Source organism: Ruegeria sp. CF4 (assembly GCF_056537345.1).
The window spans coordinates 23,540-45,961 of sequence record NZ_JBQFRJ010000007.1 but is presented as its reverse complement, the minus strand read 5'-3'; the positions used below and the strand labels follow the sequence as shown (position 1 = coordinate 45,961).

General features: G+C 58.0%; 26 protein-coding genes. 10 read left to right on the top strand and 16 right to left on the bottom strand.

Annotation, left to right across the window (positions count from 1 at the left end; translation table 11 throughout):
• Nucleotides 1-28: 28 nt before the first annotated feature.
• The 3 genes from ACR0NF_RS15030 to ACR0NF_RS15020 all read left to right on the top strand — a co-directional run bounded on the left by ACR0NF_RS15030 (nucleotide 29) and on the right by ACR0NF_RS15020 (nucleotide 2,651).
• On the top strand, nucleotides 29-316 hold the full coding sequence (locus tag ACR0NF_RS15030) for a hypothetical protein (RefSeq protein WP_480471699.1): 288 nt from the start codon (nucleotides 29-31) through the stop codon (nucleotides 314-316).
• Nucleotides 288-989 (top strand): winged helix-turn-helix domain-containing protein, encoded by a 702-nt coding sequence (locus ACR0NF_RS15025; RefSeq protein ID WP_480471698.1) that lies wholly within the window; start codon nucleotides 288-290, stop codon nucleotides 987-989. The genes ACR0NF_RS15030 and ACR0NF_RS15025 overlap by 29 nt, the downstream gene beginning before the upstream one ends.
• A gap of 90 nt (nucleotides 990-1,079) precedes the next feature.
• The gene (locus ACR0NF_RS15020) at nucleotides 1,080-2,651 is read left to right on the top strand and encodes a DUF427 domain-containing protein (RefSeq protein WP_480471697.1); all 1,572 of its coding nucleotides are present in this window, start codon (nucleotides 1,080-1,082) and stop codon (nucleotides 2,649-2,651) included.
• 17 nt (nucleotides 2,652-2,668) lie between these two features.
• Here ACR0NF_RS15020 and ACR0NF_RS15015 read toward each other — a convergent pair whose 3' ends face one another.
• The 6 genes from ACR0NF_RS15015 to ACR0NF_RS14990 form a co-directional block, all read right to left on the bottom strand.
• Nucleotides 2,669-3,463 (bottom strand): DUF1217 domain-containing protein, encoded by a 795-nt coding sequence (locus ACR0NF_RS15015; protein WP_480471696.1) that lies wholly within the window; start codon nucleotides 3,461-3,463, stop codon nucleotides 2,669-2,671.
• Entirely contained in the window at nucleotides 3,460-3,861 is a 402-nt protein-coding gene (gene flbT, locus ACR0NF_RS15010) for a flagellar biosynthesis repressor FlbT (RefSeq protein ID WP_480471695.1), read from the bottom strand. Before flbT ends, ACR0NF_RS15015 begins: the two co-directional genes overlap by 4 nt.
• On the bottom strand, nucleotides 3,861-4,235 hold the full coding sequence (flaF, locus tag ACR0NF_RS15005; RefSeq protein WP_480471694.1) for a flagellar biosynthesis regulator FlaF: 375 nt from the start codon (nucleotides 4,233-4,235) through the stop codon (nucleotides 3,861-3,863). Before flaF ends, flbT begins: the two co-directional genes overlap by 1 nt.
• 75 nt (nucleotides 4,236-4,310) lie before the next feature.
• A complete protein-coding gene (locus ACR0NF_RS15000) occupies nucleotides 4,311-5,561 on the bottom strand; it encodes a flagellin N-terminal helical domain-containing protein (RefSeq protein WP_480471693.1) in 1,251 nt (416 codons plus the stop codon).
• Nucleotides 5,562-5,769: 208 nt separating this feature from the next.
• Entirely contained in the window at nucleotides 5,770-6,117 is a 348-nt protein-coding gene (locus tag ACR0NF_RS14995; RefSeq protein WP_480659824.1) for a flagellar biosynthesis protein FlgN, read from the bottom strand.
• The gene (locus tag ACR0NF_RS14990) at nucleotides 6,110-6,382 is read right to left on the bottom strand and encodes a rod-binding protein (protein WP_480659825.1); all 273 of its coding nucleotides are present in this window, start codon (nucleotides 6,380-6,382) and stop codon (nucleotides 6,110-6,112) included. The genes ACR0NF_RS14995 and ACR0NF_RS14990 overlap by 8 nt, the downstream gene beginning before the upstream one ends.
• Nucleotides 6,383-6,493: 111 nt before the next feature.
• Here ACR0NF_RS14990 and fliK point away from each other — a divergent pair, with 111 nt between their 5' ends.
• The 3 genes from fliK to ACR0NF_RS14975 are packed head-to-tail and all read left to right on the top strand — an operon-like array spanning nucleotide 6,494 to nucleotide 9,298.
• The gene (gene fliK, locus ACR0NF_RS14985) at nucleotides 6,494-7,714 is read left to right on the top strand and encodes a flagellar hook-length control protein FliK (RefSeq protein WP_480778512.1); all 1,221 of its coding nucleotides are present in this window, start codon (nucleotides 6,494-6,496) and stop codon (nucleotides 7,712-7,714) included.
• A gap of 2 nt (nucleotides 7,715-7,716) precedes the next feature.
• Nucleotides 7,717-8,376 (top strand): flagellar hook capping FlgD N-terminal domain-containing protein, encoded by a 660-nt coding sequence (locus ACR0NF_RS14980; RefSeq protein ID WP_480471689.1) that lies wholly within the window; start codon nucleotides 7,717-7,719, stop codon nucleotides 8,374-8,376.
• Nucleotides 8,342-9,298: a phosphotransferase gene (locus ACR0NF_RS14975; RefSeq protein ID WP_480778511.1), complete on the top strand. Its 957-nt coding sequence runs from the start codon at nucleotides 8,342-8,344 to the stop codon at nucleotides 9,296-9,298. Before ACR0NF_RS14980 ends, ACR0NF_RS14975 begins: the two co-directional genes overlap by 35 nt.
• Nucleotides 9,299-9,371: 73 nt before the next feature.
• On the opposite strand, the gene ACR0NF_RS14970 is transcribed toward ACR0NF_RS14975, so the two are convergent.
• Both ACR0NF_RS14970 and ACR0NF_RS14965 read right to left on the bottom strand, forming a co-directional pair.
• Nucleotides 9,372-10,688 carry a lytic murein transglycosylase gene (locus tag ACR0NF_RS14970; RefSeq protein WP_480778510.1) on the bottom strand — a complete coding sequence of 439 codons (1,317 nt, stop codon included), beginning with the start codon at nucleotides 10,686-10,688 and terminating at the stop codon, nucleotides 9,372-9,374.
• 63 nt (nucleotides 10,689-10,751) lie between these two features.
• Entirely contained in the window at nucleotides 10,752-11,465 is a 714-nt protein-coding gene (locus ACR0NF_RS14965) for a helix-turn-helix transcriptional regulator (protein WP_480471686.1), read from the bottom strand.
• Nucleotides 11,466-11,548: 83 nt separating this feature from the next.
• Here ACR0NF_RS14965 and ACR0NF_RS14960 point away from each other — a divergent pair, with 83 nt between their 5' ends.
• Together ACR0NF_RS14960 and ACR0NF_RS14955 are read left to right on the top strand one after the other, a co-directional pair.
• The gene (locus ACR0NF_RS14960; protein WP_480778509.1) at nucleotides 11,549-12,244 is read left to right on the top strand and encodes a glutathione S-transferase family protein; all 696 of its coding nucleotides are present in this window, start codon (nucleotides 11,549-11,551) and stop codon (nucleotides 12,242-12,244) included.
• The gene (locus tag ACR0NF_RS14955) at nucleotides 12,241-12,627 is read left to right on the top strand and encodes a DUF1801 domain-containing protein (RefSeq protein ID WP_480471684.1); all 387 of its coding nucleotides are present in this window, start codon (nucleotides 12,241-12,243) and stop codon (nucleotides 12,625-12,627) included. Before ACR0NF_RS14960 ends, ACR0NF_RS14955 begins: the two co-directional genes overlap by 4 nt.
• Here ACR0NF_RS14955 and rnr read toward each other — a convergent pair.
• Genes rnr through dapE form a run of 3 tightly spaced genes read right to left on the bottom strand, consistent with a single transcriptional unit; the run spans nucleotide 12,618 to nucleotide 16,641 of the window.
• The gene (gene rnr, locus ACR0NF_RS14950) at nucleotides 12,618-14,876 is read right to left on the bottom strand and encodes a ribonuclease R (RefSeq protein WP_480778508.1); all 2,259 of its coding nucleotides are present in this window, start codon (nucleotides 14,874-14,876) and stop codon (nucleotides 12,618-12,620) included. The genes ACR0NF_RS14955 and rnr overlap by 10 nt on opposite strands.
• A 46-nt stretch (nucleotides 14,877-14,922) precedes the next feature.
• Complete coding sequence (locus tag ACR0NF_RS14945; protein WP_480778507.1) at nucleotides 14,923-15,498, bottom strand: TIGR04282 family arsenosugar biosynthesis glycosyltransferase; 576 nt, start codon at nucleotides 15,496-15,498, stop codon at nucleotides 14,923-14,925.
• A 3-nt stretch (nucleotides 15,499-15,501) separates the two neighbouring features.
• Complete coding sequence (dapE, locus tag ACR0NF_RS14940; RefSeq protein WP_480778506.1) at nucleotides 15,502-16,641, bottom strand: succinyl-diaminopimelate desuccinylase; 1,140 nt, start codon at nucleotides 16,639-16,641, stop codon at nucleotides 15,502-15,504.
• A 208-nt stretch (nucleotides 16,642-16,849) separates the two neighbouring features.
• Between dapE and ACR0NF_RS14935 the strand changes: the two genes are divergently transcribed.
• On the top strand, nucleotides 16,850-17,908 hold the full coding sequence (locus ACR0NF_RS14935; protein WP_480659837.1) for a transporter substrate-binding domain-containing protein: 1,059 nt from the start codon (nucleotides 16,850-16,852) through the stop codon (nucleotides 17,906-17,908).
• On the opposite strand, the gene ACR0NF_RS14930 is transcribed toward ACR0NF_RS14935, so the two are convergent.
• From ACR0NF_RS14930 to ACR0NF_RS14920, 3 genes are read right to left on the bottom strand one after another with little or no spacing between them, the layout of a single operon-like run.
• Complete coding sequence (locus ACR0NF_RS14930; RefSeq protein WP_170399025.1) at nucleotides 17,905-18,249, bottom strand: hypothetical protein; 345 nt, start codon at nucleotides 18,247-18,249, stop codon at nucleotides 17,905-17,907. The two genes, ACR0NF_RS14935 and ACR0NF_RS14930, sit on opposite strands and share 4 nt — an antisense overlap.
• Nucleotides 18,250-18,286: 37 nt before the next feature.
• Entirely contained in the window at nucleotides 18,287-18,880 is a 594-nt protein-coding gene (locus ACR0NF_RS14925; protein WP_480667830.1) for a TetR/AcrR family transcriptional regulator, read from the bottom strand.
• Nucleotides 18,880-19,158 carry a hypothetical protein gene (locus tag ACR0NF_RS14920; RefSeq protein ID WP_480667829.1) on the bottom strand — a complete coding sequence of 93 codons (279 nt, stop codon included), beginning with the start codon at nucleotides 19,156-19,158 and terminating at the stop codon, nucleotides 18,880-18,882. Before ACR0NF_RS14920 ends, ACR0NF_RS14925 begins: the two co-directional genes overlap by 1 nt.
• Before the next feature lie 96 nt (nucleotides 19,159-19,254).
• Here ACR0NF_RS14920 and ACR0NF_RS14915 point away from each other — a divergent pair, with 96 nt between their 5' ends.
• Nucleotides 19,255-20,451, top strand: a complete 1,197-nt coding sequence (locus tag ACR0NF_RS14915; RefSeq protein ID WP_480778505.1) for an aromatic ring-hydroxylating oxygenase subunit alpha — start codon at nucleotides 19,255-19,257, stop codon at nucleotides 20,449-20,451.
• Nucleotides 20,452-20,503: 52 nt separating this feature from the next.
• On the opposite strand, the gene dapD is transcribed toward ACR0NF_RS14915, so the two are convergent.
• Together dapD and ACR0NF_RS14905 are read right to left on the bottom strand one after the other, a co-directional pair.
• Nucleotides 20,504-21,331, bottom strand: a complete 828-nt coding sequence (gene dapD, locus ACR0NF_RS14910) for a 2,3,4,5-tetrahydropyridine-2,6-dicarboxylate N-succinyltransferase (RefSeq protein ID WP_480667827.1) — start codon at nucleotides 21,329-21,331, stop codon at nucleotides 20,504-20,506.
• A 106-nt stretch (nucleotides 21,332-21,437) separates the two neighbouring features.
• Nucleotides 21,438-22,349 (bottom strand): threonine/serine dehydratase, encoded by a 912-nt coding sequence (locus tag ACR0NF_RS14905; protein ID WP_480667826.1) that lies wholly within the window; start codon nucleotides 22,347-22,349, stop codon nucleotides 21,438-21,440.
• Nucleotides 22,350-22,422 lie beyond the last annotated feature (73 nt).

Sequence of the window (22,422 nt, the reverse complement as noted above, 5' to 3'; positions counted from 1 at the left end):
CGCACAACTCGTGCGCAGGATGCAGCCCATGAAACAGATCCTCTCTTCTTTGGTTCTGACGGCTCTGATATCGGTTGGGTCGCAGGCCACAGCGGCAGATTGTTATGCCGATTACAAAGCCAAGCAGGATGATCCCTTGCGGCTGCACTATGGCGTTATGCAGGTCTCAAGCTGCAAAAAGGGATCGGCCCAGAAAGAAGTCGCAAAACGGCTGAAGTCGAATGGCTGGACCCTGCTAAACGTCATGTCCGTGTTCGAGGCGGATGGGTTGGATCAAAGGAAGGCCAATGCCGGAAAATTCTATCTCCGTTACTGAAGCGCGTCGTTCGGGGGTTCGGTTGGTTGGGCTGGGGATTGCAGCGATCGTTGCGATCCTCGTAACGGCTGCGGTATTCCTGTTCTGGACGCTGCCCGACGCGAATGCCTTCAACGCAAGGGTTGAGCGTTTGTTTGTCGAGGCCGACCTTACCTCGCAATCAGAAATCCGACTGCTTGAAATTCTGGCACAGTCCGGCACTGCTTTTGCGGACACGCTGTCCAGTTATCGCATGGTGATCTTCGTACTGCTGGTCTTTGCCAGCGCCATGCTGATCGCGGCATTGGTCTTTTTGGTAATGCTGGTCCTGTTCAATCGCCGCATGGCGCAGATCGAGCGTACCGGGATTCAGGTGACCTCACTCCTGATCAGCCGCGAGGAAAATACGGTCTACCTCAACAACATGGATTTCAAACTGACGCCAGCCGCGATGGAAACCCTGTCGGTGCTGGCCGAATCCCGGTTGGATGACGAGGTTCTGTCCGGTGTGCAGATCGAGGCGATGATCTCGGGCAAGGATGCCTCCGATTGCGATGAAGCGGCAGGCGCCACCAGGATCAAACGCCTGCGGGATGCCCTGGGCAATCAAATGGTAAGTGAGCTTCTGGTGAAAAATATCGCCAAGAAAGGCTACATGCTGTCGATTGAAAAAGACGTCATTCAGATGGTCTAGGCCGCGACCCTCCGGAAAAACTCTCGCCCTCCCCTTGGCAATGTGCCTGTTAGGACCCATCCTATAAGGGCTGGTCAAGGGAGGTTACAGATGAACGTCCACGCCACTCCGAATACCAAAGGCTATGGGATTTCCGTCGAACCCCTGCGCGGGCGGATTGCAATCTATCGCGGTGAAACCCTTCTGGCCGAAAGCCGCAACGCCAAGGTCATGTATGAAACGCGGCTGCCGCCGGCAATCTATGTGCCACGCGAAGATCTGTGTGTGGAGCTGGGCCCCGAAACCGAGCTGCAGACCTTCTGCCCCTTCAAGGGCACCGCGACCTATCACGACATCAGCCTGCCCGAAGAACGGCTGACCAACTCAATCTGGGCCTATGAGGACGCCCTGCCCGAAAGCAAGGCTATTCAGGGCCATATCGGTTTCATGCCCAACACCGCAACGCGGATCGACCTTGGCGACAATACGCTGCGGCAACCCGATGACGGCAATATCAGCGGGCCTTTGATCGACTGGCTAATGCGTGGTGCGTCCGAGGTCGACACCCCCGACGGCTTTACCAAAGCGCTGGCCGAGAAGATGCTGGAACACGGCATCGCTATTCAGCGCCTCAGCATTCTGGTCTGGTCGCTGCACCCGCTGATCGCGGGCAAACACTATATCTGGGAAAAAGACGCGGCCGAAATTTCGACGCATACCCCAAGCTATGAGATCCACGACCACCCGGCCTTTACCAACAGCCCCTTGCGCCATGTCTCGAATGGGCTGGGCGGGGTGCGTCAGCGCTTGAATGATGACAATCCGCATAACAGCTTTCCGATCATCGAAGATTTGCGCGCCAAAGGTGCGACCGATTACGTTGCCATGCCGCTGCCCTTTTCGGATGGGCGGACGAATGTCCTGACCTTGACCTGCGATCACCCCAACGGATTCACAACTGAAAACCTTGGGCTGGTTTTCGAATGTTCGTCAGTTATCGCTCGCTTTTACGAGGTCTTCATGCAACGCGAAAACGCACAGGTTCTACTTGAGACTTATGTGGGCAAGCGCACGGGTGCGCGCGTGCTGGGTGGCGAAATCCGCCGCGGTGACGGTGATGACATCGATGCCGCGATCATGTTCTGTGACCTTCGCAACTCCACCACACTGGAGGAAACGCTGGGCCGGAGCGACTATATTACGATCCTGAACTCGTTTTTCGAAACCGTGTCGGGCATCGTGCACGATCATGACGGAGAAGTTCTGAAATTCATCGGCGATGCTGTGTTGGCCGTGTTCCCTGCCGGGGACAAGCCGGCCCAAGCCCGTTCAAATGCACAGCAATCGGCGGTCGAAATCGTCGAGAAACTGGCCGAGCTGCGCAAAGAAGAGAGCGATCATTACTGCGATTGTTCGATCGGCGTTGCCTACGGGCGCGTGACCTATGGCAATGTTGGGTCACGTGAGCGGTTGGATTTCACGGTGATCGGGCAAGCCGCCAATGTGGCCGCGCGCCTTGGCGAATATGGGAAATCCATCGGCCACAGAATCGTTGTGTCACAAGATATAGAACCGAGTTGTCAGCACGCCGTCACTTTGGGGGCCGTGAAATTGCATAATGTATCCAAACCCGTCAAGTCCTTTGCGATGCGTACCCCTGCAGACGACATATTGGATGCATAAAGGTCAACTTCGCCTGATCATCCTCCATCCAGCAATATCAACGCTGTCTGCGCGGGCGAGATCGTGTTCTGTAACTGGGCAATCTGGCTGCGGGCCAGATAGGTATCCGTCAACTTTTCAACTGCCTGCACATCAGTGAATTGAGACAAATCAGAAGAGCCTGTGATGCGCTGCAATCGGTCTTTGAAAACCTCAAGCTGCTTGTCGATATCAAGCTGCGCAAAGGCAGAAGGCAACCCAAGGGCTGTCTCCATCATCTTGCGCAATGGTGGCAAACCCATCAGGTCAAACCACTTTCTATCTTCACTTCCGCTTCGTTCCGCGATGTCAGATAAGGCGTGCTGAGTATACAACGCAATGCGCATGGTCTCGTCCTGCTCACCAACCGAGACCTCGAAACGAGTTATCAGATTATCGTCAGCAACCTTTCGCATTGCATTGACCAGATTGGTCTTTGGCACATCCCCCGGACCGAAACCGAACGCGTTGGCAAGCTCACGGTACCGGTTGTCCGCCAACCGGTTGGAAAGCGCATCATCCGCCTGCGTACCATCAGACAGGACTTTCTGAATGAAGAACCGATTGTTCAGATCCTGCTCCAGCCCAAAGGCTCCAAGCGCCACTTGTAACAACCGTCGATCTGAAACCAGATCTTCGGCTGAACGCGCCTTGCTAATATTGTCGAGGAAGTAATTCGTTTCCCTCTCATTCACGGTGGACGCCGAATAGCTTTGAAACTGCGCGTCATAGGTCCGCTGCAGGAAACGCCAGCCTACCAGCCCACCCGTCGGTATGACCGGCTGGAACGTCATTGCTGATAGGCCATCAAACGTTCTTCGCGTGGCAGCAAAGACCGGAGCGACTTGAGACATCTGTAGTATTGCTCGGCCACCAAGGCCTCGGTTGCGTCCGTCAGCACGCGCCGGCTATCAGCGTCGGTAAAGACCTGACTCAGCTCTTCGACTCTACGCAGCAATTGCTGGCGCGCCTGATCCGGTTCGCTGTCGCCGGACAGAACAAGCTGCGCGGCATAGCAGACCCGACGCACCGGAGTATTGGCTTCTTCCGGGTGAATCGCGTCACGCAAGCGCAAGACGTTGGCTTCTGGCGTCACGATCGAGAACCGGCTGCGACGATCCCCGTTTTCGATCACGACCCCATTGATTAGAACACGTTCCTTTGGGGCGAGTTTCAGAACCAGCCCGCCCATCAGTTGCCCCTCATTTGACGCAGCCCGCGCAGGACGGCCATGTTGATCTCAAGCAAGGGTTCAACCTCGGCCTTGTTGCCCAGAACTTGGCTGCTGTGGTGTTCCGTAAACTCGGCCAGATAGAATATCCTGGCGCGGAGTTCATTCGGCAACGCATTATCGGTATCCGAAACTTCCGTTGCCAGTACGCTCCACAACCGTCGGTTTTCATGTAGGGCATGCACAAAGCCGCCAAAATCTGTTGCCTTGCGGGATGCTGCCGCCTTCAGACGGTGAGTAATTCTTGAAATCGCCTCGTATTCCGTATCCCGAGGGGTGCGCGTTGGTGCAGTCGATTGTCCATAAGCGCGTTGGGCCAGCGTTTGCGGGGTCACTTGAAATCCTTCCAATTGTCCTTCGGGGGCGATCAGATCCGGGGCGCGTCATACGCGCCCCGGGTTAGCTCTGGTTTAACGGAACAGCGACAGAATGGACTGTGGTGCCTGGTTCGCGATCGACAGCGACTGTGTCGCCAGCTGTTGCTGAACCTGCAGCGCTTGCAAACGGGCCGAAGTCTCTTCCATATCAGCGTCGACCAACGAACCGATGCCCGATTTAAACGAGTCGGTCAGCTTGGACACAAAATCCTGCTGAGTTTCGATACGACCTTGCACAGAACCAAATGCTGCGGCCGCGTCAATCGAGGTATCGATCAGCGATTCAATGGTGCCCAGCGCAGCGGCTGCACCCGCATCCGTGGACACGTCGATCGAGCTCAGCGCGCCGAGCCCGCCCGAACCCGCGTTGGTAAATTGTGCCGAGATGGAAATATCCTGATCGGCGTCAGCACCCGCAGCAGCAGCACCGGTTGCAAAGGAAATGGTGTTCGGCGCACCGGAAGAATCATAATCCGCCGCGAGACCTGTGATGCCAAGCGCATCAATCTGGTTCTTGAGGCCAACAGCAACCAGCGCATCGGTATAGTTTTCGTCATATGTACCGGACGGATCCAGATCACTGGTTTGAATGGTGTAAGACACCTCTTGATCACCGACCCGGATCGATACGCTGTCGCCAACTTCAAAGTTGTCAGTGGAACTGTCGATGACGATGTCACCAGTGCCCGTTGCGCGGTTCAGCGTGAAACCGGCGACGTCATTGTCTGTCGTGGCGTTGTCCGAACCGGCAAGGACACCCTTCGCGGTATAGCCACCGATAGACAAGTCCTGGCTGGCAACCGAGATCGAAGACGCATTCACCGCGCCGCTGTTATCACGATCCAGCGACGACAGGACGGAGACGGTACCGGCAGTGCCGTCAACCAAGTTCAGGCCATTGAACTGCGCGGCCCCCACAACAGATGCGATTTGACCACGAAGTGCGGCAACATCATCATTGATCTTGGAACGATCAACGTTGTCTTCCTGCGCCGCGACGATTTTTTCTTTCATTTGCGTCAGCAGGTCGGTCACGGTTTCCGACGCGTTTCGCGCAACCGCGACCGTCGATTCACCCAAAGCAAGGCTGTCTTTAATCGCCTTGAAACCCTTTACATCCGACTCCATGACCTTAGAAATCGCCCAGACGGCCGAATTGTCCTTGGCGGTCGCGACATCCTTACCGGTCGAGATCGCGTTCTGGGTCATTTCCAGGTTCTTGTTGACTGATTTCAGGGTTTGCAGCGCGACCATCGCGCCATTGTTCGTCAGAATGCTGGACATGTTTGTCATCCTCTTTACGTTCGGGCGCGTTTCGCGCCGCTGCTTTCCCACCTCAAGCGGTAGGCATTCTGTCGTTCTGACCTGTGCGTCGTGCCCTGTGGCTTACGCGCCACCTGCTGATCAGGTGCACTGCAACCTTTGACCGCTATCCCCTAACGGAGTGCTAAGATGTGCATCTGCAAAACCAAGGATTTGAATCAAACGGCTTCTAAGCCCGTTTCTCAAGCTTCGCGCATGCGCGAACGGCATAGCCATTGCGCTGACCCGAGGCATCATAAGTGCTGAACTCCTGTCGTACCCGACGCAGTTCCGACATCCGGTCGGCCACCGCACGAATCCCTTCGGCCGCGCTGTTCAGCAAGGCCTGATTCCGCTCAACCTTATTCTGGATACGGACCAGATCTTCGGCTTCAAAAACCCGCTGATCGTTGATCGCGCCAATCAGGTCTTCTTTCTGAGGTGTCAACTGATCCAGAGCCTCCAAATTGCCCTGCATAAGCGCTGCACGTTCAGTATCCAACAACTCTTCAAGTGCTCTGATCGGGTCATTATCCATCTGATTTCTCCCTCATTGCATTGAACAGGATTTCAGACAGGCCGATGCCTCCGGCTCGTGCCATCTGTTGCGCTTGTTGTTGCACAAGGAACGAGGCGAACTGGTCCTCGCCAGCACCGCCACCAAAGCTTCTCCGCGCCTCGCCCAGGCCCGCCGATTTCAGCATCTCAGCCAGAAAAGCAGCCTCAAGCTCGACAGACGCCGCCTTGAGCTTCTGCGGCAGAGCTGAATTTCCTGCGCCGGGCGCAGCCAGTGGATTCGTCATCGGTTTCTCCGAAATTTGCTTCGAACTTTCGCGATCAGAAGCGAAAGCAGTTAAAATAAACGTAACTTCCTGAGGGCAAGCTGCAGCGCAGACAAACGGAGTCGCAGCAACATGCCCAACCCGCTGACACTGATGACAGTGACACCCCGTGGTGGAACCGGACCGGACACCTCGCAAAGTAGCGATCGAGATCCCAAAAGCGGCCTCGACTTTGAAGCCGCGATGAATGAAGAGGCCGAGCACCCGGTTGCAGATCAAGAGGCGATGGTCGCCGCAACAGATGATCAGACTACGCCAGCTGAACTTCCGGAAACCGAATATTCGGCACCCGTATTAGAGCCTCAGGTCGGAAATGCGCCCTCAGAGGATCACTCGATAGAAGAATTGGCCCAATCGTATACATTGCCCGTTGAGAGTGACGTGACATCGATAGAACCAAAGGTCGAAACTGATGCGATCAGCGACCAGACACAGGTTGAGTTAACCTCAGTTGCTCCAAATTCAGTAAATGAAGTCACAGCATTACAATCCAAACCAGCAACAGAGACATCGCCTGTCGTCAGCGTACAGGCCGTTGAGCCGCGTTTGATGCCTACCAACGAAATTGAGGTGAAAGTCGAACAAAGTACCGCGCCGCAACCCAAAAACGTCGTATCGGTCATGGAGGCGCTTGCCAGAAATCTTAAGCATGACCCTTTGCCCAAAGCGCATAACCTCGCGGCTCTGGATCTGGTCGACAGGCAGCCGTCGCAGGCTTCTAAATCCGCTACGATTGCTGCGCCGCAGATCACCATCCCCACGTTGATCGGTGTCACAGATAAGACTGGTCCAGAGATCGAAACCGAACCACAGGATTTGTCCGCCTTGAGAGAAACCGCAACAGGACAAATCCTGCGTGACGGCATTTCTCACTTGTCATCTTTGCCTGCACGGCCCGAAACGGCACGGTTGATTGCTGGTCAGATGGCGGCTGTCATTTCCGCGAAACCCGGCTCAGGCGCAGTAGAAATCGCTCTCAACCCCGAAGAACTTGGACGTGTATCAATCACGCTCAACGGACGTGATGACGGAATGCATCTGGTAATTCTGGCCGAAAGGCCCGAGACGCTCGATCTCATGCGCCGCCACGTCGCGATTTTATCTGCTGAATTCGAAAGGTTGGGATATGGTGGCCTGTCGCTGGATCTCGGAACATCCGGCAACGCACCGCCTGAGCGTGCACGACCAGAATTTGAGCAGACTTCAAACACCAATGAAGCGACCGGCGGTGTAGAAACCACGGTACGCCCTATACGGATCGACCCCGATCGGGGCCTTGATATGAGACTCTGACCATGATCAATCCCACAAACTCAGCGACCACACCAACTTCAGTTACGACCAATAGCGCGCAAAGCTCGGCGTTGACCTCAGACTTTGAGACATTTCTTCGCTTGCTGACAGTGCAGGCGCGCAATCAGGACCCGCTGGAACCTCTGGATTCCTCGGAATACGCATCGCAACTGGCACAGTTTTCCATGGTTGAACAGCAGGTCAAAGCCAATGAACTTTTGTCGGCATTGACCCAAGCGCTGGGGGTCGTCAATCTCGAACAGCTTGGCAGTTGGGTCGGGATGGATGTTCAGGTCCCCGCCCCATTTCGGTTTGAGAACCAGCCGATCACCATATTCGCGCAGGCCGAAGCCACGGCCGACGCTGCCGAGCTGGTCATACGGAACGATCAGGGCGAGATTGTCGACCGCATCACGGTGCCAATCGACGCGACAGAATTCGACTGGTCTGGTGTCGATGACACCGGCAGCCCCCTGCCCGCTGGTGCGTACTCGGCCACGCTCGAAAGCTTCAAGGATGGCAAGAGATTGAGCAGCGTGTCCGCCTCGGTATTCAGCCGCGTGGTTGAGGCGCAGATTGGCGATGGGGCCATCATGCTGACTCTGAATAGTGGGGCCAAAGTAGCGGTTGAAACGGTCCGACAAATCCGCACAGGCGCTTGATCTGATCATCAGAGCGCGCCAAAGCTTGGCGAAGTACGACTCGCCCGAAGAACTGGTAAAGCTCCTGTCCAATCACATTCAACCACCGCCCGATCTTGTGGAACAGCTACACGCCCGGAAACTGGTCGAACCGGATGTCCGGTACGAGGTCCTTTATGGTGGCCGAACCAATCAGGTTTGGAAAGTGCGAACCGATGACGGTGGCACGGTCTTGAAGCTCTACCGGGCAAACGAAAAGAACCCGCTGTTTCGCAATGACGCGAAGCTCGAAGCGGCCTGTCTGCAAGCGCTAAGTGACACCGGCTTCGTGCCAAAACTGCGCGCAACCGGCTCGTTTGGGCGATCAAACTGGGTCTACTATGACCATGCCCCGGGCGCGCCGTGGTCTGACGGGGTCGAAAACGTCGCGCAGTTATTGCGGCAGGTGCATTTACGGCCCGTCGAGCTGGATGTTCCCTTGGGCTGCAATGGCAGTGATGATCTGGACAAGCACACGCAAGCGATATTGGCTCTGTGCAAGACTGAGAATGCAAACCGTTTGCTTCATCGGCGACCTCAGCGCCAAGTCCCACCGCTATCAAGCAGATGCCTGATTCACGGCGATCCGGTCGCTGGTAACATCTTGCAGACCAAAAACGGGTTGACCCTGATCGACTGGCAGTGTCCCGCGTTTGGTGACCCTAGCGAGGATCTGGCAATGTTTCTGTCCCCCGCGATGCAGCAGATTTATCGTGGACAAACTTTGACAGAAGCTGAAACAAACCGCTTTCTTATTGCATACGGAGATCCGGATATCACTCAACGCTACGAGGCACTGCGACCATGGTATGCTTGGCGCATGGCAACCTACTGCCTTTGGCGGGTTGAGAATGGAGCCCCGGACTACCAAGCAGGATATGATTTGGAAGTCGCGCTTCTGTAGCGTCGCAAAACTAGCCCCGTCTGACTATCGTATCCTGAGCGATCGGGCGGCCCCGGACAGGCCACCCGATCCTTCAACGCATCCGTTCCAACAAACTGAGCGACGGATAGCCATCCGGCACCAATCCCTGCGCCAGTTGGAAGGCGCGGACGGCATTGATCGTGTTCGGCCCCGTGCGACCGTCAACGCCCTTCGTGTCAAACCCGGCCTGAGTCAGGCGCTGTTGCAGCTCTTTGCGCTCGGTAAAGCTCAGCACCCTGTCACCGCGTGGCCAACCGGCTTGAAACGGCGTGCTGCCCGCCAGCCTGTCGGACAGATGGCCTATGCCGATCACATAGGCGTCGGCCCCATTGTAGGCCTCGATCACTTTGAAATTGTCGAAGATCATCAAGGCGACCCCACGCCCCCCAGCAGGCAGTAGGATTGATGCTGGGCCATGATCCGGCACAGCGCTGCCGTTCCGGGACAAGACACCCAATTCGGCCCATTCTGATGGCATCAATTTATGATCGCGTCGGGCAAGCTGGTAGTCGAAACCCTCCGGCAGCCGAACCTCGACGCCCCAGGGCTGCCCCTTGATCCAACCATGCCGCGCAAGATAGGCAGCGGTCGAGGCCAGCGCATCGGTCGGATCATCCGACCAGATGTCGCGTCGACCATCTGCGTCGAAATCAACCGCATAGTCCAAAAATGATGTCGGCATGAACTGCGTATGCCCCATCGCCCCGGCCCAGCTGCCAACCATAATTCTCGGATGAACATCTCCAGCTTGTACGATCTGCAGGGCCGCGATCAGCTGTGTTTCAAAGAACTTCGCGCGCCGCGCATCGAAAGCCAGTGTCGCCAGTGACTGGATGGTCTGATTGCTGCCGCGATAGGACCCGAACGAGGTTTCCAGACCCCAGATTGCGGTCACGACCTCTTTTTCAACGCCATATCGTGCCTCAATCCGGGTCAGAGCGTCCCGGTGCCGTTCCAGCCCTGCGCGACCATTCGCAACTCGCGTGTCCGAGACGGCAGTATCCAGATATTCCCAGATCGGCTTGGAAAACTCGGCCTGATTGCGATCGCGCCGTATGACATCCTTGTCATAGCTGAGCCCTGCCAACGCCCGATCCAGCGTTGCGGCTGAAATACCTTGCGCCATCGCTCGTTCGTGAAACGCACCCAACCATGCCTGAAACCGCGCGTTGCCCTCAGCCGACACGGGATATGCCTTCGCCTCTGGCCGCACCACGGGACGGATGGAAATCGTCACATCCGCCGAGGCCAGCTGTACGTTTTCGACCTGAGGTCGGGCCAAGGGCCGTATTGATTTGTCTGATATATCCGCCTGCACGATGGATGCCCATAATGCGGCGGTCATGACGCCACCTATGCATTTATGCATTCCGTTTTTCCTGATTACTGCTCGCGGCAGATGATAGCGCAAAAGAGACGTTTCACAAAGTGCTCAGGACCCTGTCTCGCGTTCTTGTGCGTCGTGTTGGGCGCGGATGCGCGCAATGGCTTCCCGCAAAAGAGGCACGCGATTGGGTCGGAAGCTTTCTTCGGTCACGGTCATCTCTTGCATCCGGTCCAGCCGAAAGACCCGAAAATCCTGCCGCAAATGGCACCAGCTGAGCAGAACACTGGCGCGATCCATGTAAACGATGCTCAGCGGATTGACCCGGCGGCGTGTGCCATCACCCTTGGCATCGGTATAGGCAAACTCGACCGCGCGCTCATCCCATGCAGCCAGACGCAGGGCGGCAACTTCGATCGTGGGCGCTGTAGGCCGGTCAAACCGCGTGGCGGTCAGAACGGCATGGCTTAGCCGATGCGATTGCCGCGGTGGCAGACGCCCCTGTAACTTGCGCAGCGCCTCGCTGGCCGCATCCGACAGCGCCGGGTCACCGATCAACTGTACCTCGCGCAGTCCCAGAACAAGCGCTTCAAGCTCATCATTGGTGAACCCCAGCGGTGGTAGAGTGGCATCTTCGATCAGGGTGAATCCGAACCCGGCCTCTCCGTCAATCACCGCGCCCAAGGCGCGCAAAGCGTCGATATCGCGATGGATAGTGCGTGCGGAGACGCCCAGATCCTGCGCCAACTGGACGGATGTTCTGGGCGATGGGCCAGAACGTAAGGCTTGCATCAATTGGAACAGGCGAGCGGTACGAGACATGATGAAAGTTAATCTAACCCTAATGACAATATCTGTCATTAGGGCAGCGTATCCATCACTCAACCCGCAAGATGGAGATCACGATGCTGACCCTACTCACCTTCCCCTCTGCCTTTGGCCAGTTTAGCGCCAGTCCGTTCTGCGTGAAAACCGCGCTGATGTTGCAACGCTCGGGCCTGCGCTGGAGGCGGTCCGACATGCTAGACCCCCGCAAGATGCCGCATCAGAAACTGCCGGTACTGCGCACGCCCGAGCGTCTGGTGCCCGACAGCGATCTGATCCGTGACTGGCTTGAGGCACAGGGGGCCGATTTCGACACCGGCCTTAGTGACATGCAGAAGGCTCAGTCCCGCGCATTGATCCGGCTGGCGGAAGAGCATCTGTATTTTCACATCGTACAGGATCGCTGGGCCAACGATCAGGTCTGGCCGATCCTGCGCGATACGTTTTTTGCCACGATCCCGGCATTGATCCGCAAGCCTGTGTCCAATTCGATCCGCAGGTCGGTCCTCAAGGGGTTGTCCTTTCAAGGCGTGTCCCGCTTTTCGCCGGCTGAACAGCAAGACAGGCTGGAGCGCGATCTCGAAGCGATCTCGACCTATCTGTGGCAGTCACCTTATCTGGTGAGCGACACGCCGACCTCGGCGGACATGAGCCTCGGCCCCATGCTCGCGGCAATGCGGGCCACGCCTGCCGATACACCGCTGACCCGCAGGATCAAACAGGATAAGCTGCTGAACAGTTATGTGGACCGGATGGAACAGGCGATCCCCTTATGACGCCGTTTGAAGACCCCAAAGTGGCCGCCGCTTTTGATGCGCTACCAGAGGACACCCGCGCGGGCGCGTTGGCTCTGCGCATGCTTATCTTCGAAACTGCCGCGTCCCTATCGGGCGCCCAGCCGCTGCAAGAGGCACTGCGCTGGGACCAGCCCGCCTATCTGGCACCAAAAGGATCAACGATCCGGCTGGGCGGGCACAAATCGGCGTCGTTTGCCCTATTCGTACATTGCCAGAGCAGGTTGATGGGCGATTTTACGTCAGCCTTTCCGGGCGAGGATCGGATCGACGGCAACCGGGCCATCTTGTTCGACGACCCGGACCAAATCGACCCGACACGCCATGGCTGGCTGATTGCACGGGCGCTGACTTATCACCTCTGACGGCGTTTGCGCTCGACCTTGCGCTTGATCTTGTCCTTCTTGCGCTTGGTGCTGACGGCCTTGCGCCGCGCGCCACGCTTGGCCGGGCCACGCCCGCGCGGAAGGTCCTGATCATCGATCGACAGCAACTCCAACTCCAGCCCGCCCGTCACCGGGGTCGCCTCGGTCAGCCGCACGGTGACACGCTGGCCGATGGCGATGATCAGGCCGGTATCCGAACCCATCAGGGTTCCGGCCTCTCGGTCAAAGTGGAAAAACTCACGCCCCAGCGAGCGCACGGGCACCAGCCCATCCGCGCCGGTTTCGTCCATCTTCACGAAGGCTCCGAACCGGGCAATGCCGCTAATGCGACCGGTGAACTCGTTGCCCACCCGCTCGCTGAGATAGGCCGCCAGATAGCGATCGGTCGTATCCCGCTCGGCCATCATCGAGCGACGCTCGGTATCCGAGATATGCGTTGCGGTTTCCTCCAGCCGCGCAATTTCATCCTCGGTCAGCCCATCCTTGCCCCAGCCATGCGCCGAGATCAGCGCGCGGTGCACGATCAGGTCGGCATAGCGGCGAATGGGCGAGGTGAAATGCGCATAGTTCCGCAGCGCCAGCCCGAAATGGCCGAAATTCTCAGGGTTGTAATAGGCCTGCGCCATCGACCGCAGGGTGGTCAGGTTGATCAGTTCCGCATCCTCGGTCCCGGCGGCGGCGTTCAGCAGCGCGTTCAGGTGCCGGGTCTGCAACACCTGCCCCTTGGCCAGATTCAGCCCCGCCGCCTGCGCCGTTTCCCGCAGGCTTTCCAGCTTCTCAGGCGCGGGTTCCTCGTGCACCCGGAACAGCAGCGGTCGGCGTTTGGCGATCAGGGTTTCGGCGGCGGCGACATTGGCGAGGATCATGAACTCCTCGATCAGCTTATGCGCATCCAGCCGGTCGCGGAAGGCGACGCTGGTTACTTCGCCCGTGTCGGACAGCACGATCTTGCGTTCGGGCAGGTCCAGTTCCAATGGCTGCCGTGCGGCACGTGCCTTCTTTAGCGCCGTATAAGCGGCATAGAGCGGCTTCAGAACCGTCTCTAACAGAGGTCCGGTGCGGTCATTGGGAGTGCCGTCAATGGCCTCCTGCACTTCGGCGTAGTTCAGCGAGGCAGCAGAACGCATCAGACCCCGCACGAACCGGTGCCCGATCTTGTTGCCGTCCGCGTCGATCTGCATGCGCACGGCGATACAGGCGCGCGGTACACCTTCGTGTAGCGAGCACAGATCACCCGACAGACGATCCGGCAGCATCGGCACCACGCGGTCGGGGAAATAACTGGAGTTGCCTCGTTTACGCGCCTCGCGATCCAGCGCAGTACCGGGCTGCACATAGGCGGCGACATCGGCGATGGCGACCCAGATCACATGGCCGCCGGGGTTCTTGGGATCATCGTCCGCATGGGCATAGCAAGCGTCGTCATGATCGCGCGCATCCGAGGGGTCGATGGTCAGCAGCGGCATATCCCGCAGGTCCTCACGCGCCTTAAGGCCGACAGGTTTGGCCTTGTCGGCTTCCTCAATCACCTTGTCAGGGAAATCGTCTGGAATGCCGTGTTGGTGAATGGCGATCAGCGAGACTGCCTTGGGAGCAGTGGGGTCCCCCAGCCGTTCCACGATCCGTGCGCGGGGCAGCCCCATGCGGTTCTTCGGCCCGGCCTGTTCGGCCTCGACCAGCTCTCCGTCCTTGGCCCCCAGAACGGCACCGTCTGCAACCAGCCATTCGGTCTGACCAGCCTTGTCGATGGGCACGATCCGACCGCCTTCGGCCCCCTTGCGAAAGATACCGACGATCTTGCGCGGGTTGGTTCCGATGCGACGTATCAGGCGCGCCTCATAATTGTGGTCTTCCTCATGCACCACCGTCAGGCGGGCCAGAATCCGGTCGCCCTCACCCAGCGCCGGGTCACTGGCGCGGGCGATGATCAGCACGATGGGTTCGACTCCCTCGCCATGCCATTCCAGCGGACGGGCAAACAAGTCCCCGTCGGCGTTCGAGGCCTTGACCTGCAGGACACTCACGGGTGGCAAACGATCCGGGTCACGGTAGCTGCGCTTGCGCTTTTCCAGGTGCCCCTCGGCCTCAAGTTCCTTGAGGATACGCTTCAGATCAATCCGATCTGCGCCCTTGATGCCAAAAGCCTTGGCAATATCGCGCTTCGAGGTCAGGGTAGGGTTCGCCGAGATCCAGTCCAGGACCTCCTGCTTGGAGGGAATGCGAGTCATGCTTTCGGCCTATCATGCGTTTGCGACCACGTCATGACCAAAAAAACTAGGGATTCAGATCAGCCACCGTATCCACATCACGGAGCTGGTCGAGCAGTGCAACGCGATAGCCGGGGATTGAAGCCAGAGTATCCGCCAAGGCGTACTCGGTCGACCAGCGTACATTGCGAAACAGGTTGCGCGGCAAGGCCGCATAGCGCTGCGCACCGACCAACCAGTATCCCCCATCTGGCGCGGGGCCAAACACCATCTGCGTGCACCCCAATGCATCAAACGCCTGCGCGATATGCCTGCGCGTGACCCCCGGAATATCTGCGCCGATCAGGCAGACCGGACCTTTGGGCATCCCGCGCAGCATCCGACCCATTCGGTCGCCCAGATCACCCAGCCCCTGCGCTGCGCGGGGCAGGTCAGCGGGCCAGATTCGACTGGTCAGCCCCTCCTGATCCGGAGCGACGGCCAGCACGATCTGCCAGCGCGGATCGCGCAAACGCCGGATCAAAGACCCGGTCTGATGACGAAACCACCACGCCGCACCGACCATGCCGATGTCGCGACCCAGCCGCGTTTTGACACGCCTCGGGCGGGGTTCCTTTACCATGATCACCAAAGTGCGCTGCATGGATCAGGCGAAATAGTCCGCCAGGATTCGGGTATAGATCGCCTTAAGCTGTTCGATTTGGGCGACCTCGACGCATTCATCCACCTGATGCATCGTCCGGCCAACAAGGCCAAACTCGACCACCGGGCAGTGGTTCTTGATAAACCGCGCATCCGAAGTCCCGCCGGTTGTCGACAGTTCGGGTGTGAGGCCCGTCTCTGCTGCTACCGCCCGAGACACCAGATCCGACAATGCGCCGGGTGGGGTCAGAAAGCTTTCGCCCGAGATCTTGATTTTCGTATCAATCTGTACGCCATACTCCCGGGCCACTTGATCCGCCGCTTCGAGTAGCCAATCGCTGAGGCTGGACCCCGAATGCAGATCATTGAACCGAATGTTGACGGCCGCACGACACTGGGCCGGGATCACATTGGTCGCTGGATTCCCGGTATCGATGGTGACAATGGCCAGCGTCGAGGCGTCGAAATGGTCGCTGCCTTGATCCAGCTCATGACTGCCCAACCGATCCATCAGCCGCGCCATCGCGGGCAAGGGGTTTTTTGCCCGGTGTGGATAAGCTGAATGGCCCTGAACACCGGTCACCGTGAACCAAGCCGTCATCGATCCGCGCCGACCGATCTTGATCATCTCGCCCATCCGGTTCGGGCAGGTGGGCTCGCCCACCAGGCACACGGACATTTGCTCACCAGCTACATCCATATGATCGAGCAACGCGGTTGTGCCATCCAGCGCGTCCCCCTCTTCATCGCCGGTGATGGCCAGAATGATCGCCCCATCCGGAGGCGTATCACGGACGAAATCCACTGCCGCCGCCGCAAAGGCCGCCACACCCGATTTCATATCAGTTGCCCCGCGGCCGAATATCACCCCATCATGGACTTCAGCCCCGAACGGAGGTTTGGTCCATGCCGCTTCATCGCCCACCGGAACAACATCCGTGTGACCGTTGAAGCCAAAGCTTCTCGCATGCGCTTTGCTTCCCCACCGCGCAAACAGGTTGCTGACGCCACCACGGTCCACGCGGGTGCAGTCAAAGCCAGCTTTCGACAGGACCTGTTCCAACAAGACCAACGCTCCGCCTTCCTCGGGTGTGACCGATGGGCAACGGATTAAATCTGCGGTCAGCTGAACGGGGTTGGTCATAATGGGCCTTTCATCGCTGCGAGTGCCTGTGTTCCTGCACAGATTCAACGAATTGACCGGAATGCCAACCCTGAAGAGCTAAAATTCCCGATTGATCCGCAGGCACTCTCGGTTTGATACCCCAACAAAACATGGGCCTTGACCTAGCGGCGACCTTGCCGCGCTGCAACAATTTGAGGTAGAGGGCCGCGAAACAGGTGAATTGACCATGAAGCGTGCCCTCTTCGTATTGATCTGCCTGACTTTCGCCGTCTTCGCGCAGCAGAGCCAGGCCCAGACCCTTACGGTTACAACAGTGACCCGCGCCCCTTTCTCATTTGTCGAGGATGGCGCCCAGACCGGATTCTCGATGGATCTTCTGGCGGCTTTGGCCGGGTCGCTGGACTGGGAGTATTCCGTAAACCGGGTCGAAGGGTTCAGCGAAATGCTAGGCGCGGTTCAGGACGGTTCGGCCGATCTGGCGATTGCAAACATCTCGATCACGGCAATGCGCGAGACGCAGATGGACTTCAGCCAGCCAATCTTTGAGGCTGGCCTGCAGATCATGGTGCCGTCCGAAGCTACACGCAGGCCATCACTGCTGCAGGCGTTGCTATCGCGCGAACTGTTCATCGCTATAGGATTGGCCTTTGCGATCCTGCTGGGCGGCGGGATGCTGATGTGGGGTTTTGAACGCCGCGCGCAACCTTACTTTGACCGCGAACTGAATGAAGCCTGGTTTCCCTCGTTCTGGTGGGCCCTCAACCTCGTCGTCAATGGCGGGTTTGAAGAACGGATGCCCCGCACCCCGTTTGGCCGCCTTTTGGGTGTGATTCTGGTGGTGTCATCGCTGTTCATCGTGTCAGTCTTCACCGCGCGCATCACCTCGGTCATGACCATAGATGCCATTACGGGCAGCGTGAATTCGGTAAATGACCTCTATGGCAAAGAGGTCGGCACAATCAACGGATCGACAGCGGCCAGTTTCCTGAACCGACGCGAGATCGAGTTTGCCGGCTATCCCGGCCTGCAAGAGATGCTGGCCGCATTTGAAAATGACGAATTGAACGCGGTGGTGTTCGACGCACCGATCCTGTCCTATTACGCGTCGCACGAAGGGCGTCGCATCGCTACGATGACCGGCGGTGTCTTTCTGCGCGAAAACTATGGGATTGCTTTCCCGACGGGTTCGCCTTTGGTCGAAGACGTCAACCAGGCGCTGCTGTCACTGCGCGAAGATGGCACATATGATGAAATCTACCGCAAGTGGTTCGGATCGCCGAACTAAGCGGTTTCCTCGTCTCCGAAAAACGGCGTCATCTGCGCCACGATAACGGCGTTTTCATCCAGAGCTCGCTGCATCAATGCCCGCTCATCCGGATCAATATCGTGCCCCTGCGCCTCACGCTCGGCCAGGGTGCCATAGCCCGTGACATCCAGCGGCGCAGTATCAGCCTGTTTCAGGATCGCAACCGTCTCGCGCACGGCCTCGGCCTCATCCACACCGCTGGCAAAACACATCAGTGCCGCGCCGGTGGCCCCTTCGGGCAGGCCGTCGCCATCCTTGCGGCCAATCTGAACCAACAACGTATAGACCTGCTGGCGCGAAGGTTTTTTCTGCTTTTCCATATCGCCCGCAATACGCCGACCTGGCAAAACGGTCAACTCAATCGCTGGCAGCGCTTGCCAAGTGGGCCAGCAACATCTCTGCGGCTGCGCGCTGCGTATCGCGCCAATCGCCCCGAGGGCTCAACGGCATCACCGCATCCGTATTGAAATAGATTGCGGACATCCCCGCAGCCACGACTTGAACGTCCCGCGCATCTGCACCCGGGTGTTCGCGCGTGATTTCAGCGGCAATCCTCGCTTCGAAATCATAGATGAACCCAAGCAAGGGCTCTCGAAGATCCTCATGCCGCTCAGATGCAGCGACCAATGCCGCGAAGACTGCGGCGCTTTCTGAGGAATAGGCGCTGCGACCAAACAACGTCTCTATCATCGCCTCTACCCGACCTGAATGCGGCAGAGAACCAAAAAGCGCCTCTGTCTGATCTGCAAATACCTTCAGGACGTGCTCCAGTAGTTTGCGCACCATCTCATCCCGATTGCCCAGATAGTGGCGCAGCAATGGTCGTCCGACACCCGCTTCCTCCGATATGCGAGCCAGGGTCGAACCGTCCAACCCATATCGCGCGACGCAGCGCATAAAGGCGTTCAGAATCTGTTCGGATCTGGCGTCTTTCAGGCTGGGGCGTGGCATCAGAACCCGTTCGCAGAGAGCTGGAAGACATCTGTGAGAATGTAGAGAAGCCCCAGTGAAATCCACAGAACCGTGAGCAACCAGAACAAGGCAGGATCCTTTGCCCGGTCAATCGGCTCAATCAGAAAAGCCTGCCCCGAGCGTACCGACAGCACCCCCCAGAAGATGAATAACAGCCCCCACAGGCCATAGAAGCCAGCGACAGTAGAAACAAGAAGCACTGCCAGTATCAATACAGTCATCCATTTCTGATGCTTCAGGGTGTGAGCGAAGTTCATCCTGCCTCCATGTCAGCCGTAAAAAAAATCTTCAGATCAAATCTGGACATTCGGTCATTGATTGTCAATATTGATAATTATCATATTTGACAATCAATGGACTCACCGATGCCGCTGCTTGCCGCACTTCCAGAGCAACCCCAACAACGCCTGCCGCGCGAGTCATACATCTCAGACACGTGGTTTGAGGCCGAGCAGAAAGCTCTGTTCAGCAATTGCTGGACCTTCGCCGGGGTGACCATGGATTTTTCCGAACCCGGCGATTTCAGAACGATTCAGGCCGGAGACTATGCTCTGATCGTCATACGGGATGCAGCCGGGGACTTACGCGCCTTCCATAACCAGTGCCGTCATCGCGGAACCGAATTGCTGGAAGGCTGCGGCAACGCAGGTAAAACCATCGTCTGCCCCTATCACAACTGGGTCTACAACCTGGATGGCGCTTTGCGTGGCGTCCCGGCCCAGCGCGAATGCTTCCCGGATCTGGATAAGAAAGCTACTGGGCTATTCGGCGCTTCGGTCGGCGTGTTTCGCAACCTTGTATTTGTTCATCCTGAACCGGATCAGAGCTTTGACACATGGCTCGGCGATCTGGATCAGGTCCCGTGGCCTCATGATCTGGCGTCAACCGAGATGCAGGAGAATCCGGACGATGTGATCTATGAGATCAGCTGCAACTGGAAGGTCTTCTTTGAAAATGCAATCGACGGCTACCATCTGGCTTATCTGCACAAGGACACGCTGGGCGGCCCGACCCACGACAAGAACCTCTGGGAAGTCTTTGGACACAACATGGTCTGGTGGTCGACCGAGCGTGAAGGCGTCAAACATCGTATTCCTCAATTTGTGGAAAACTCGGCGAAAGGATCAGGTTTGAAAACGGTTCGGAATGCAGACACCCCCGGCTATGGCGGGGTCTATATGCTGTTTCCAACCACAATCCTGACGCCAAACCCCTGGGGATTTTCGATCTCGGTGATGGAGTCGGTGGATGCCAACACAACACTGCTGCGGGTCAGAAACTGGTCGCCCAGAGGCTGGTTTAGCTACAGTCATCGTGCGGCGGACATACCTGGATATGACCAGGAAACCGGCCGGATCAAATCCTCTCATTGGACGCAACACCCGCTGGAAACCGGAGATTTCCAGACCGAGGATGTTTGGGTTTGCGAAAAGATGCAGCGCGCCCTTCAATCACCACGATATCAAGTCGGTCCTTTGGCCAAAGGGGCCGGAGGTGAAGCGGCGATTGACTTCTTTCAGCAAACAGTGCTGGAATTCATGCCGAAATAAGAAAGGCCGCAGAGCGTGCGCTCTGCGACCTTCTCAAACCGAATCTATGGGATCAGTCGCGCAGCAGCTCGTTGATCCCGGTTTTCGAACGGGTCTTTTCGTCGACGCGCTTAACGATAACCGCGCAGTAAAGGCTGACGTTGTTCTTCGACGGCATCGAGCCCGCTACGACAACCGAATAGGGCGGCACTTCGCCATACATGACCTCTCCGGTTTCGCGGTCGACGATCTTGGTCGATTTGCCGATGAACACGCCCATGCCCAGAACCGAGCCCTCACGGACGATGCAACCCTCGACCACTTCCGAGCGCGCGCCGATAAAGCAGTTGTCTTCGATGATGGTCGGACCGGCTTGCATTGGCTCCAGCACACCGCCGATGCCGACGCCGCCCGACAGGTGCACGTTCTTGCCGATCTGCGCACATGAACCAACGGTGGCCCAGGTATCAACCATTGTGCCTTCATCAACGTATGCGCCCAAGTTCACGAACGACGGCATCAACACCACGCCCGGCGCAACATAGGCCGATTTGCGGACCACACAGTTCGGCACGGCGCGGAACCCGGCCGAGCGCCACTGGTTTTCACCCCATCCAGCGAACTTGCTGTCCACCTTGTCCCACCAGCCACCGGCTTGCGGACCACCGGCCTGAATTTCCATATCCTTGATGCGGAAGCCCAGCAGAACCGCTTTCTTAGCCCATTGGTTTACGTGCCAGTCTCCGCTGTCGCGCTTCTCAGCCACACGCAGAGAGCCGCTGTCCAGCGCGTTCAGCGTATCCTCGATCGCTTCGCGCGTTTCGCCTGTGGTGGCGGGGGTGATGGTGTCGCGCGCCTCCCAGGCGGTTTCGATGGCGGCTTCCAGTTGCGCATTGGACATGTGAGGGCTCCCTGCAGAATCTATTCACGTTGGTCTTGCGTATAAGCGCGCGCGGAACTGGCCGCAATGCGACGCAGAACGCGCGGTTTGCGGCTGACTTGCCCCCTTAGGCGCCCAACGGGTCCGGAGAAATGTTGCCACCGCAGATAAGTACGGCAACACTTTCATCCGGTGCGGGCCTGTAAGCGCCGGACATTAGTGCAGCCAACGCCGTCGCGCCCGCGGGTTCGACAAGAATACGATGTGCCTGCCACAACCGCTTCTGCGCCTCTGCGATGGCCTCGTCCGTGACCAGAACCGAAGCCATCCCCTGCGCCAGTTCGAAACAGATCGATCCGATCCGCCGTGCGCCCAGCGCATTCGCAGCAATGCCCGAAACCGAGACATCCACGGGTTCACCCGCCTGCAACGCAGCGTTCAAAGCGCAAGAGGTTTCTGGCTCCACCGCCACAACTTTGCGTGCGCCCTGCAACCACGCAAGTGCGCCCGCGATCAAACCGCCGCCGCCTACTGCGATCAGAACGGTGTCAGCCTGCAGTCCCTGTGCTTCCCACTCAGCAAAACAAGTGCCCTGCCCGGCCACAGTTGCGGGCGCATCATAAGCATGGATCTGCATCGCGCCGGATTCGGCCTCGTGCGCCTGCGCACCCATCAACGCGTTTGCGTATTCACCGAACACAACGCTCAGGTCCGCGCCTGTCTGTTCGATCAACGCAATCTTTGACGGCCCTGCCAACTCGGGCACGAAAATCTTGGCCGGATATCCCAGCGTTTGCGCGGCATAAGCCGCTGCCGCACCGTGGTTGCCGCCAGAGGCTGCAACGACGCCCGCGTCTGGCACATCCATACTCAGCAACGTATTGAACGCCCCGCGCGCCTTGAAGCTGCCGGTGTGCTGCAAATGCTCAAGCTTCATCTCGACCGGATAGCCCAGCATGTTGCTTTCCATCACCGGCGTAATCTGCGCGTAACCGGCGATGCGATCCCGCGCGGCGGATATTTCACTCTTCCAATCCATTACTTGTCTTTCCGTGACTGGCACTCTGCCCGCGAACCCTATAGCTGTTTCATGAACACGCAAGCAGGGATCG